Raw genomic sequence first — 12,577 nt, 5'->3', positions numbered from 1 at the left:
ACAAAAAAGCAGGCGACCTTTAAGATAAGGATCACCTGCTTGAAATCATTCCGATTAAACTTTGCTATTAACTACCCAGGTTTTCGCTCCAGTCATGCACCATTGTGCCTTCAAGATATTTCTCAGCGTCCATTGCTGCCATACAGCCAGTGCCTGCTGCAGAAATCGCTTGGCGATAACGGGTATCCTGTACGTCACCACAAGCAAATACGCCTGGAATGTTCGTTTCAGTAGTACCTGGATTAACCAAGATATAACCGTTAGTATCCGTGGTAATCTGACCTCCCAAGAAACCCGTATTCGGCGTATGTCCAATCGCGACAAATACTCCGTCTGCTTCGATGAGTTCCTCAAGACCTGTCTCATTGTTCCGAACCTTTAGCCCTTTAACACCGGACTCATCCGTTGTAACCTCAAGCGGTGTGCGATTAAGCGCCCACGCAACCTTACTGTTTTCACGTGCGCGATCCTGCATAATCTTCGAAGCCCTAAGCTCATCACGACGATGAACCACGGTTACACTGGAAGCGAATCTTGTTAGGAAGCTGGCTTCCTCCATCGCGGAGTCTCCACCACCGATCACGATGATCTTCTTATTGCGGAAGAAGAAACCGTCACAAGTAGCACAAGTGCTGACCCCACGGCCTACATTCTCCTGCTCCCCTGGTATTCCTAAATATCTGGCAGAAGCACCGGTAGAGATAATCACCGACTCTGCCTCTAATACACCCAATCCATCTACTGTAACTTTAAATGGACGCTGTGAAAAATCCACGGAGTCCACCCAACCATTCTTGAATTCAGCACCAAAACGTTCAGCCTGCTTCCGCATGTTGTCCATTAAATCCGGGCCGAGAATCCCCTCTGGAAAACCTGGAAAGTTCTCCACTTCCGTTGTCGTTGTCAGTTGTCCACCAGGCTGCATACCTTCAATTACAAGTGGGTTAAGGTTGGCACGTGCCAAATAAATAGCAGCAGTAAGCCCGGCCGGGCCTGTTCCGATTACAATCGTTTTGTACATAACAGTGGCCTCCTCACAATAGGATTTATTTCAAGCCTAAACGCCTTCGGTGTACTTATAAGAACGATAAGCGTTTAAGTGAGAAATATAAGACTTAAAGTAAAGGTGTAGAACTTGTACTTCCTTATATTTTGAAGAAAACGGGCCCTCATTAGAAAGAAGGCTCCGTCTCTACGAAATACTGCATTGATAATTTAGATATTCTCAGTAAATGGGGGAAGACTGTCGCTCACACTTCCCTGAAAACTGCATTCATCATCGATACGCCGGGCATAGCGACTGACCATCGATACAGAAACGTTGTAACGCTGAGCTACCTCACGGTAGGTGACTGGAAGGTTATGCATTTTTGCGATCAGATACTCTAAGGCCGCACACCAGCCTTCCGTTTGTCGGATAAAAGGAACATCCGGATATATGCTGCTCACGAATTGCTTCCAGAGTAATTCAGCATCCTTTTTCTGGACGGCATCGAATCTCCGGTCCATCATACTTACTGTCTGATCAATGACTTTTTGCCAATCTTCTCTCCATTCCGGCAATCCCTTCAGACGTGCAGTAGGCGTTTCTTTGGCTTCCTGAAGTACCTTTTCCTCCGGAACACTACCAATCAGCCGTTGCAGACTGAGAAGTGCGGCTTCTTGAAGCTTTTCTTCCTGTAAAGGCTGTTGCTTCAGAAGTCCTTGCAGAATCTCGGACATTTCTTCATCTTCGATCCAGCGCAGAGCTTCCGTAACCTGAAGCTTCGTATTGGCATCGCCGTAGCGAAGCGCCCAGAAGAAAGAAGATCGGAGCAGTGGATTGTTCCGCACCTCTTCAGCAAAGCTGCCCTTATTGTCTTTCCACAGCTTCAGCTGCTCTTGAAATGGGAGCTGATAGTTGTAGCTTATAGGAGAGAGCACTTTACCTTCTCCCTGCGCTTGCTGCAGCTGAGCCAGAAAAAACCTCGGCACAGCCGATTCCGGATCCAGCTTAGCAGCTTTTTGCCAGCAACGCTGAGCTTCTGTGTACAGACCACTATTGCTAGCTGCCGCTGCACAATAATGGTACAAGCTGGCGTCACCGCCGACTTCTTCATCCTTCAGCAGGCGTCGAAAATGACCGTAGGCGGTTCTATGCCGTCCCAGAATCCCCATGGTAGTGGCCATTTTGAACAAATGCTCCTGGTGAAAAGGAATAGTTGTCTCTAACAGACGTAACAATCCAGCTAGCTGCCCGCGGTCACCTTCATACTGCAGAAAGATCGCCAAGTTACAGAGTGCATGTAAATTCCCTGAGTCCTGTTCAAGCACCCGCATGATGCATTCTTTGGCTTTGGTGAAACGCCCCATATAGAAATACGCAAGGGCTAGGTTGTTATGCGCCGCCAAGAAGTCTGGCGTATTGCTCACAATCTCTTCAAGCAAAGTTACGGCTTGTGTAAACTTGCCTTCTTCCAACAGCGCTCGGGCCCGCTCATGCTCTATTACCCCTTCCCGGCTTCTAATCCGGATAAGCGGTGCAGGACGATCCAGCTCATACTGCAGAAGTTCCATCAATTCTTCCGATTCGGCCAGAAATTCACCGTTCACATCTTCTTCGAGATAAGTAACGAGTGAACGTTCGGCCTCCTCATAGCTTTCCATATTGGCGAAGTTGTTAGCCATATAGAAATAACATTCCGTCATTCCAGGATCAATATTCTCTAGGACATGGGTCAAAATGTCATTAGACGCCTCATAATTACCCATTTCTGATAATACACCTGCTACGTTGCAATGATTTACCGGGTTCTCCGGTTCGTACTCTACAGCTTTGCGAAAATTCTTTAATGCCTTATCATATTGAAAGCGATCCAAGGACCGAACGGCTCTTTCAAAGAAAAAATTGGCATTCAGAGTGACAGGAATAACATTACCATTCTCCGCATCATACTCTGAAGTTCTCTCCATCATGGAAGCAAGGCACCCCCTTATAAGAAGCTTCCTTATACTAACGAAAAAATAGGAGAACGGCGCCCAATAGGGTATACCGGAGCTCCAAACTTAATCGCTATTCCGTTCCCTTTATGGGTGCGGCTATCTTCACACAGTATACCACATGTGACCGCGAGATTCTCAAGTTGAGAAAGACTCTACCACTCCATTAACAGCAACTTTCTCAAGTAAAAAATAAAAAAGACGGGGAATTAAATTCCCGCGTCTCTGAAAAGCTTGTCGATCGAACCGCCCTCAAGAATAATACGTGTTGCTTGCGCAAGCATCGGTGCAACCGATAAGACCGTAAACCGACTTGAATGATCATCTGGCAGCGCGATAGAATCGGTAATGACCACTTCCTGAACAGAGGGATGGTCAAGCCGCTGCAACGCAGGTCCTGAGAACAATCCATGCGTCGCACAGACGATACTGTCCTTCGCACCTCTCTCTTTCAAACCCTCTACGACATTCACAATAGTAGTTCCTGTATCAATCAGGTCTTCGATAATGATCGGTGTACGTCCCTCGACATCGCCAATGACATGAGTGATTACCGATTCATTATGGGCAGGACGCTTCTTAATCATAATGGCAAAAGGGGAATCCAGCTTATTCGCCAGCTTCTCAGCCATAGATGCACGTCCGGCATCCGGGGAGACAATGACCAGATCAGACATAGCCTTGGCTTTCAAATGGCTGCTGATCAAATCAAGTGCAGTCAGATGATCGACCGGAATGTTGAAAAAGCCTTGAATTGCCGCTGCATGCAAATCGATAGTGATCACACGGGTTGCGCCTGCAGTCGTAAGTACATCTGCTACCATCTTAGCCGAGATCGGTTCACGAGGTGCAGACTTACGTTCCTGCCGAGCGTATCCATAATACGGTACAATAATGTTTACTGTACGCGCCGATGCCCGTTTGGCGGCATCTATCATCACGAGCAGTTCCACGAACATCTCATTAATGGGATGGGATAGGGATTGCACCAAAAATACGTCGCAGTTCCGGATGCTCTCTTCGTAATGCACGTAAATCTCGCCGCTCATGAAACGGGTCAGCTTAATCTGCCCCAATTCAACACCAAGTCGCTCTGCAATATCTGCCGCCAGCTTTGGATTCGACGAACCGGAAAAAATACGTAATTGTTGATGATGCATAATACCCTCCTGCGGATTATAAATTATAGTTTGAACGGAACAGCGGTACGGCGGCGTCCCTCAAATACAGCCAGTTCACGGAAACCTGTGTGCCACAGCATACTGCGTGCCTCTTGCAAGCCGTCACCAAGCTTGGCAGGGTCATGTGCATCCGAGCCGAGCGTAAGCGGTATGCCGAGCTTAAAAGCCTCCTCTAGCAGGTGTTCCGCCGGGAACATCTCAGCACATGGTTTGGAAAGTCCTGAAGCATTCAGCTCCATGGCGATGCCGCTATCCGCTATAACCTTTAAGGTATCCAGCTCCAGCGCTTTCACCTCTGCTTTTCCTTCTGGTGTCTGTGGACCATAACCGAACCGTTTAATAACATCCATATGTCCTATAATATCATATAATCCTGATAACGCCGACTTCTTTACAGCATCATAATAAAGACGATATACCTCTAGTTCATCCTTGCCTTCCCAGCCATGAACCTGTCGATGGTCTGTGATATCCCATTCCCCAAGAAAATGCACGGAACCTATCAGATAATCCCATGGGTAAGGAGATAAAATCTCACGAATTTGATCTTCGTATCCTTCAATATAATCCGCTTCCAGCCCCACCCGCAGATCTATGACTCCTCGGTAGCGTTCCTTCAGCGTCAGGCATTCCTCCACATAACGAGGCAGTTCGGCCATTGGCATAGCCATTTCAGGGTAATAGCTAGCGGGATCGACATGGATGAGCGGCAAGTGGTCCGACAACCCTAACTGCTGCAGTCCAAGCGCTATCCCACGCTGCACATATTCCTCAAGCTTGCCCACGGCATGACCGCAGCGCTCATGATGCGTGTGGTAATCGATATGCATCCGTCAGTTCCCTCCCTAGTACTGGTCCCGGCGTGGGCGCTCGTGGCGGGTACTCAATTCTTCCATGATCTCATCCAGCGGAAGCTTGCGCTCCTGCAGCAGTACTAGTAAGTGGTAGATCAGATCACTAACTTCAAGACGCAACTCGGCGTTATCTTTATTTTTGGCGGCAATAATGGTCTCGGAGGCTTCCTCGCCTACCTTTTTGAGGATCTTATCCACGCCTTTATCAAACAAATAAGTGGTATACGCACCTTCCGGACGCTCTACCTCCCGCTCAGCAATCACGCGCTCCAGCTCACCAAGAACAGCAAAACGCTCGCCATCCGTATTACCAGGAGACGACTTTTGAGATTCCTTGGTTTGGTTATTCAAAGGAATCTCACGGAAAAAACACGACGTAGCTCCAGTATGGCAAGCCGGTCCTTCAGGGACAACCTTCACAAGCAATGTATCGCTATCACAATCATAGGATATGGATGTGATCGCTTGTGTGTTGCCTGAGGTTCCACCTTTATGCCAAAGCTCACTGCGTGAGCGGCTCCAGAACCATGTCTGACCACTTTCCAGCGAGAGCTGTAATGATTCCGAATTCATATAAGCAACCATCAAAACTTCTAGTGTGTTAGCATCCTGCACAACGGTAGGCACCAACCCTGCTTCATTCCAACGAATGCCAGCCAGCGCTTCTTTTTGGCTGGATGTATTCTTTTCTGTTTCGCTCATCGGATCTCTACCCCTTTTTGCTTCAAGTCTGCCTTTAAGTCATTAATAGCAATCTCTTTATAGTGAAAAATGGTCGCCGCCAGTCCCGCATCGGCTTTCCCTTCCGTAAATACATCGTAAAAATGCTCCTTCTTCCCAGCGCCGCCGGAAGCAATCACAGGAATACTGAGCAAGTCGCTTACAGCTGAGGTTAGCTTCAAATCGAAGCCATCTTTTGTACCATCTGCATCCATACTAGTGAGTAGAATCTCACCTGCACCCAGCTTCTCAGCTTCCTTGGCCCAGGTCAAAGCACGAATACCAGTGGGCTTGCGACCACCATGCGTGTACACTTCCCATTCACCAAAGGCCTCGTTATATTTAGCATCTATTGCTACCACAATACATTGAGAGCCAAAACGACGTGCACCTTCTAGAATTAACTGTGGATTAGTAATTGCTGCCGTATTAATACCGATTTTGTCTGCACCTGCACGAAGGATCCGCTTCATATCATCAGGTGTAGAGATCCCTCCACCCACTGTGAAAGGAATGGCGATTTCACCTGCGGTCTGCCGCACTACTTCAATCATAGTCGCCCGACCTTCTACAGAAGCAGAAATGTCGAGAAACACCAGTTCATCCGCGCCTTCACGGTCATACAGCGCCGCCAATTCTACCGGATCTCCGGCATCACGCAAATTCACAAAGTTAACGCCTTTGACTACCCGTCCATCCTTAACGTCAAGACAGGGGATGATACGTTTTGCTAACATTAGATGTTCCTCCTTTCCATGTGTTTCCTAAATCATTTCGATCCACCTTAGCCAAGGGGGCACCAAAGTCTACGGCCCTCTGGACATCCGGATTGTTGGCATAAGCGAGACCAACTTCAATACTCACCCTATAATCACTATGTTTCCACGACTCTTGCTCCTAGCAGGACGACGGACTCGCGACAATTGCAAGACCACAACCTTAGAGGCAGCCTGTGGGCTCGCGCTCATGAAATAATCGACTCATTTAGTTGCACAACGTGCAGTTATTTCATCGTCCGTACAGCAAACCAGGCGTTTAACTGCATTTCGTACAATTAAATCCGGGAATGAGCTTAGATATAAGCTCAACTCTCATTTATAGCTGCACGAAATACAATTAAATTAGCAAACACGCTCTTAACTGGAATAATAGTTGTATGAAGTACACTTATATCATCCATCTGAGGAGTACTGTCCCGTTCTACCAACTTAGTCACTCGGTAGCTGGTGACTATAAGCCTAGTTCAACGTTCTATTGCACTAAATACAACCAAAATCCCTATAAATGCAATTTTTCACAGAGTAAGAACGAGTTAATTAGTCAGGTTCGTCAACTAACGCACATAATCAGCACTACTTCTGCCCGAGTGCCTGCAAAGCTTTGGAAAGATCGATATTGCCCGTGTACAACGCCTTGCCAACAATAGCTCCACCCACACCGCTACCGCTATGCACGTTTAGACGTAACAGATCATCAAGACTGGTGACTCCGCCGGAAGCGATCACCGTTTTGCCGCTGACCTTCGCCATGGACACAATGCCCTCCACGTTTGGACCCTGCATCATCCCATCGCGGGAGATATCGGTGTAAATGAACGTTTCCGCTCCTTTTGCAGCCAGTTCCTTAGCAAGATCCTCGGCCCGTACTTCAGAGGTGTTCAACCAGCCGTGTGTCGCAACAAACCCGTTGCGCGCATCAATGCCGATAGCTACTTTATCACCGTATTTAGCCAATACCGCTTCGGTAAAAGCATGGTCATTAATTGCAGCAGTGCCGATAATAACGCGGCTAACGCCAAGTCCGAGCAATTTTTCCACGTCCGCAAGATTACGAAGGCCACCGCCCACTTGAACAGGCACATTAGCATTAGCAGCAATAGCGCCGATAATCGCATCATTCACAGGATGACCTGCTTTCGCACCGTCCAAGTCCACCAAATGAATGAACTTTCCGCCTTGCTCTTCCCATGATTTTGCTACTTCCAGTGGACTATCATTGTATATCGTTTCCTGACTGTAATCCCCTTGTTGCAGCCTGACACATTTTCCATCCCGGATATCAATCGCCGGATATACAATAAAAGAAGACATTTGGCGCTCCCCACTTTCGTTACATTATATTTATAGCGCGGCTTACGCCCGCTCTCCCTTTAATTTCAAGTATAAACGCCTTCGCCGTCCTAATAAGGACGGTAAGCGTTTAAGCGAGAAATATAAGGATAAAGTGTATTGTGAAACTTATACTTTCTTATATTTCAAAAAATTACCCAGCAGCTTGATGCCCAGCTCCCCGCTTTTCTCCGGATGGAACTGCATGCCGAACACATTATCTTGCCCCACTATAGCTGTGACTGGGTAACCATAATCGGTGACAGCCAGCAAATCGCTCTCTTTCGCTACAAGCGCGTGATAAGAGTGAACGAAATACACATGCCCCTCATCAAGATCTGCAAAAAGCGGACTTTGCGGCTGCCTAAAGCTCAGCTTGTTCCACCCCATATGCGGTACTTTATAGCCATCTCTAGGAGCGAACCGCACCACCGAACCTGAGAGAATATCAAGTCCCTCATAACTGCCATGCTCTTCACCACTGCTAAATAGCAGCTGCATGCCAAGACAAATGCCAAGCAGCGGCTGGGTTCCGGCTGCTACCTGTTTGACCACTAGATCCAAACCGCTTTCCCGCAGCTGCTCCATCGCATCGCCAAATGCACCGACACCTGGCAGAATGACACTATCAGCAGCGAGAATTTTCTCGGCATCCCCTGTCACAACACACTCATAACCGAGACGTTCTACCGCCTTGCTCACACTGTGCAGGTTGCCCATGCCATAATCGACGATTGCAACAGTCATGCTACAGCACTCCCTTCGTAGAAGGCACACCCTTCACACGCGGGTCAATCAGTGTCGCTTCATCGAGCGCACGTCCGAGAGCCTTGAATACAGCCTCAATCATGTGATGAGTGTTAGAACCGTAGTGTACGATCACATGCAGCGTAATCCGAGCTTCAAGTGCGAACTTCCATAAGAACTCCTGAACAAGCTCCGTCGAAAAGCTGCCCACCTGCTGTGAAGGATACGTTGCGCGATATTCAAAGTGCGGCCGATTGCTAATATCGATTACAACCTGTGCCAACGCCTCATCCATCGGTACAAAAACACTCGCATAACGTTTGATTCCTTTTTTATCACCTAGTGCTTCGTACAATGCTTGACCTAGGCAGATCCCAATGTCTTCAACCGTGTGGTGATCATCAATTTCGATATCTCCACGGGCCTGTACAGATAGATCAAACTGACCGTGCTTCGTAAACAAATCCAGCATATGATTCAAAAAAGGAACATCCGTCTCCAGCTCGGAAACTCCACTTCCATCTACGTTAAGAGACAGCTTGATATCCGTCTCGTTTGTTTTACGGCTTAGCCCCGACTGGCGCAAGGCCTGTTCATTATTGTTCTCCATATCCGTCTCCACCTTTTCCTTCATTCTCTAATCGAATCTCAATAGCTCGTGCGTGACCTTCTAAGCCTTCGCGACGTGCCAGCTCTATAATGGTCTTCCCATCTCGAAGGAGGGCTTCCTTACTGTAATAGATCAGACTTGATTTCTTTATAAAATCATCCACGTCCACTGGTGACGAGAACCGTGCTGTACCATTGGTCGGAATAATATGATTTGGTCCGGCAAAATAATCGCCCACGGGCTCGGAGCTATATGCTCCCAAGAAGATCGCTCCAGCATTCTCGATGCTGCCCACAAGACCCATCGGATCCTCGACAACAATCTCTAGATGCTCTGGCGCCAAACGATTCACTACGGAGATTCCCTCCTCCATAGATTCCACAACAATGATCGCGCCGTAGTTCTCTACTGATGAACGGGCGATCGCCTGACGGGGCAGCTCCTGTAGCTGACGCTCCACTTCGGCTGCCACACTATCCGCCAAGCTCTGCGATGGCGTAACCAGAATCGCTGAGGCCATCTCGTCATGCTCGGCCTGCGAGAGCAGATCCGCTGCGACATAGGCCGGCTCAGCGGTCTCATCTGCGAGCACGACAATCTCGCTTGGTCCCGCGATACTGTCGATGTCCACGGCGCCATATACCTCGCGTTTCGCCAGCGCAACGTATATATTGCCGGGTCCACATATCTTATCTACCGGTGCTATGCTCTCCGTCCCAAAAGCCAAAGCAGCTACCGCCTGCGCTCCGCCCACACGGTAGATTTCATTCACACCTGCTTCTGCGGCAGCGACCAGGATGTAAGGATCAATTCCTTCTTTGCCGCCGGTGGATGGCGGGGTTACCATAACGATCTCCGGCACGCCCGCGATCTGCGCAGGGATCACGTTCATCAGCACCGAGGAAGGATAAGCTGCCTTGCCGCCAGGAACATATACCCCTACCCGCTTCAGCGGACGAATAATCTGCCCCAGAATCGTACCATCAGGCTGCAAGTCCATCCACGAATTCCGTTTCTGTCTAGCATGAAAAGCCCGGATATTTGCTGCGGCCGCTTGAATAGCGGATACGAAAGATTCTTCTACTCGACCATATGCCGCCTGAAGCTCTTCCGGGGTTACCCGTAGCTGATTAGGCGTAAGCGCAACACCGTCAAATTGCTCCGTGTAGCGAAGAAGCGCCGTGTCTCCTTCTTTTTTAATAGCGGCCACAATTTCCTTTACCGCCTTATTTTGCTCCGGTGTTCCATACTCCACTTCTCGCTCTAGCTTAAAATCCTTGCTCGATACAACCTTCATCGCTGGTTCCTCCCTTTACCCCTTAACATCTCTTGCCACCTACCGCAAATTAGGTTCTCCTATAACTGCATGCAGTCGATCACACAGCTGCTGTATCTCTTCATTTTTCATCCGATAGCTCACACGATTCGCCACAAGGCGGCTCGTAATTTCGAATATGCTCTTCATTTCAATTAACCCATTATCCCGCAGCGTTTGCCCGGTTTCTACCATATCCACGATACGATCAGCGAGACCAATCAGCGGCGCAAGCTCAATTGAACCATTTAGTTTCACAACCTCGACCTGTTGTCCCTGTTCCCGGAAATACTTTGATGCTACATTCGGATATTTCGTCGCCACACGCTGCTGAATTCCCGGCTGCCAGTTCGGCAATCCAATGATCGACATCCGGCATCGAGCAATGCCAAGATCAAGCAGCTCATATACATCACGATCTTCCTCCAGCAATACGTCCTTGCCCACGATTCCAATATCCGCCACACCATATTCTACATATGTAGGTACATCTACTGGTTTCGCTAATATAAACTCCATCCCTGCCTCAGGCAGTGGAATAACAAGCTTGCGGGATGCCTCACCATCTGGTGGAATCGGGAGACCTGCCTGGCGGAACAGCTCAGCAGCCTTTTCATAAATCCGACCTTTGGGCATAGCGACCTTCAAAATCTGTGCCATCGTTAAGTTGCCTCCTTTTCCATCTCCATGCAAAATTTATCTTAATCGCTCATTCTTACTAGCGATATCTCAGCCATGCTCACTTATAAAAGACACAAAGGTATAGATTTCTCCGTACCGCACACCCTCTGCTTCGACTGTGTCCGTATCCAAACGCTTCACCGTTTCAAGCTCTTCTGGTCCTGCTGCCAATCTAGTCACTACTGCGTGACCTTCCGACCGCAAGCGTGTTGCCTCTTCCAGACCTTCTTTTCTGCGAGTAGCATCATATTGGATTAAGATGGGTAGCTCTTCCTCTTCGTTTGAGCCGGTCACACCATCGAGAATTCGATTTGTTTTTAAAGAAAACCCTGTGGATGGGATCGGACGGCCAAACTGCTGCAGCAGATTGTCATATCTACCTCCACTGCATACCGGAAATCCTAATTCTGCTGCATACCCTTCAAATGTCATACCTGTATAATAGGAAAAGTCCCCGATCATCGTCAGATCAATCAGTACATGCTGTGATACCCCGTAAGAGACTAGTACCTCCCATACCTTACACAAATGGTCTATCGAATGACGGGCAAGCGGATGACTGCTAAGCTCTAGTGCCTGTCCACAGATCTCCTTACCCCCACGTAAACGCAGCAATCCATCCAGTTCATTCTTCTGAGCTTCCGTCAGATCCAGTCTCCGTAAGGTCTCACGGAAAGAGACATAGTCACGGCCCAGCAAATGACTCTTCAGCTCCTCTTGAACCTCCGGTAATTCTGGAAGTGCCTCTTGAAATAAACCATTCAGAAAACCGACATGCCCCATAGCGATTTTAAAAGACTTCACACCCGCAGCCTGCAACGATGAAATCGCGAGCGCTACTACTTCAGCATCAGCCTCAGGTGAGTCATCACCTACCAGCTCGACCCCTGTCTGGAAGAACTCCGCTTCCCGCCCTGCTTCTTCCTCTATGGCACGGAAGACATTAGCGTGATAGGATAACCGCAATGGTAATGGCTCATCCTTCAATAAAGATGCAACAACACGGGCAACTGGAGCAGTCATTTCAGAACGAAGCACTAGCGCCTGACCACGATTGTTGAGCAATTTATAAAGCTTTTGGTCGGACGTTGAGCTAGCCACGCCAACCGTATCGTAATATTCTAGCGTCGGAGTCATCATTTGCTGATAACCCCAGCGACTCATACAATGCAGGACATCATTCTCAATTTTGCGTAATTTTGTTACGGCCCGGGGCAGATAGTCCCGAACGCCAGACGGCTTCTCAAATCCCTTTGGTTTGGACATCTTCATTGTTCACCTCGTCAGTTATCATTAGATACTGTTTATGTTTACTTTACTATGGTAAAGTGGTAGCAAATTAAAGTATTTTCAATATCGTATCATGTTCACTGCTTTTTCGT

At 48.3% G+C, this 12,577-nt stretch carries 12 protein-coding genes; all 12 read right to left on the bottom strand.

The genetic code is table 11. The annotated features are described in order from the left end of the window. Positions 1-67: 67 nt before the first annotated feature. Positions 68-1,021: a thioredoxin-disulfide reductase gene (trxB, locus tag ACN6MV_RS00830; RefSeq protein WP_419885522.1), complete on the bottom strand. Its 954-nt coding sequence runs from the start codon at positions 1,019-1,021 to the stop codon at positions 68-70. Between the two features lie 194 nt (positions 1,022-1,215). Next, complete coding sequence (locus tag ACN6MV_RS00825; protein WP_042123291.1) at positions 1,216-2,955, bottom strand: tetratricopeptide repeat protein; 1,740 nt, start codon at positions 2,953-2,955, stop codon at positions 1,216-1,218. A 233-nt stretch (positions 2,956-3,188) separates the two neighbouring features. Further along, positions 3,189-4,139: a ribose-phosphate diphosphokinase gene (locus ACN6MV_RS00820; protein WP_042123288.1), complete on the bottom strand. Its 951-nt coding sequence runs from the start codon at positions 4,137-4,139 to the stop codon at positions 3,189-3,191. Positions 4,140-4,162: 23 nt separating this feature from the next. After that, complete coding sequence (gene hisJ, locus ACN6MV_RS00815; RefSeq protein ID WP_419885521.1) at positions 4,163-4,990, bottom strand: histidinol-phosphatase HisJ; 828 nt, start codon at positions 4,988-4,990, stop codon at positions 4,163-4,165. 15 nt (positions 4,991-5,005) lie between these two features. After that, positions 5,006-5,716 (bottom strand): bifunctional phosphoribosyl-AMP cyclohydrolase/phosphoribosyl-ATP diphosphatase HisIE, encoded by a 711-nt coding sequence (gene hisIE / locus ACN6MV_RS00810; RefSeq protein WP_419885520.1) that lies wholly within the window; start codon positions 5,714-5,716, stop codon positions 5,006-5,008. Further along, positions 5,713-6,471, bottom strand: a complete 759-nt coding sequence (gene hisF / locus ACN6MV_RS00805; protein WP_042123282.1) for an imidazole glycerol phosphate synthase subunit HisF — start codon at positions 6,469-6,471, stop codon at positions 5,713-5,715. Before hisF ends, hisIE begins: the two co-directional genes overlap by 4 nt. Positions 6,472-7,086: 615 nt before the next feature. Then, entirely contained in the window at positions 7,087-7,824 is a 738-nt protein-coding gene (hisA, locus tag ACN6MV_RS00800) for a 1-(5-phosphoribosyl)-5-[(5-phosphoribosylamino)methylideneamino]imidazole-4-carboxamide isomerase (RefSeq protein WP_339288765.1), read from the bottom strand. 147 nt (positions 7,825-7,971) lie between these two features. Then, positions 7,972-8,589, bottom strand: coding sequence for an imidazole glycerol phosphate synthase subunit HisH (hisH, locus tag ACN6MV_RS00795; RefSeq protein WP_419885519.1), 618 nt, complete (start codon positions 8,587-8,589; stop codon positions 7,972-7,974). Position 8,590: 1 nt separating this feature from the next. After that, positions 8,591-9,199: an imidazoleglycerol-phosphate dehydratase HisB gene (gene hisB, locus ACN6MV_RS00790; protein WP_042123275.1), complete on the bottom strand. Its 609-nt coding sequence runs from the start codon at positions 9,197-9,199 to the stop codon at positions 8,591-8,593. Further along, positions 9,186-10,496: a histidinol dehydrogenase gene (gene hisD / locus ACN6MV_RS00785; RefSeq protein WP_042123273.1), complete on the bottom strand. Its 1,311-nt coding sequence runs from the start codon at positions 10,494-10,496 to the stop codon at positions 9,186-9,188. The genes hisB and hisD overlap by 14 nt, the downstream gene beginning before the upstream one ends. Before the next feature lie 39 nt (positions 10,497-10,535). Beyond that, positions 10,536-11,174, bottom strand: coding sequence for an ATP phosphoribosyltransferase (hisG, locus tag ACN6MV_RS00780; RefSeq protein WP_419885518.1), 639 nt, complete (start codon positions 11,172-11,174; stop codon positions 10,536-10,538). Between the two features lie 69 nt (positions 11,175-11,243). Beyond that, positions 11,244-12,461: an ATP phosphoribosyltransferase regulatory subunit gene (locus ACN6MV_RS00775; RefSeq protein ID WP_042131750.1), complete on the bottom strand. Its 1,218-nt coding sequence runs from the start codon at positions 12,459-12,461 to the stop codon at positions 11,244-11,246. Positions 12,462-12,577: the final 116 nt, after the last annotated feature.

It is taken from the genome of Paenibacillus sp. B-A-8 (assembly GCF_048572915.1).
Lineage (GTDB): Bacteria > Bacillota > Bacilli > Paenibacillales > Paenibacillaceae > Paenibacillus_AQ.
The sequence above is the reverse complement of the archived record's forward strand: the minus strand, read 5'-3'. Positions and strand labels throughout refer to the sequence as shown.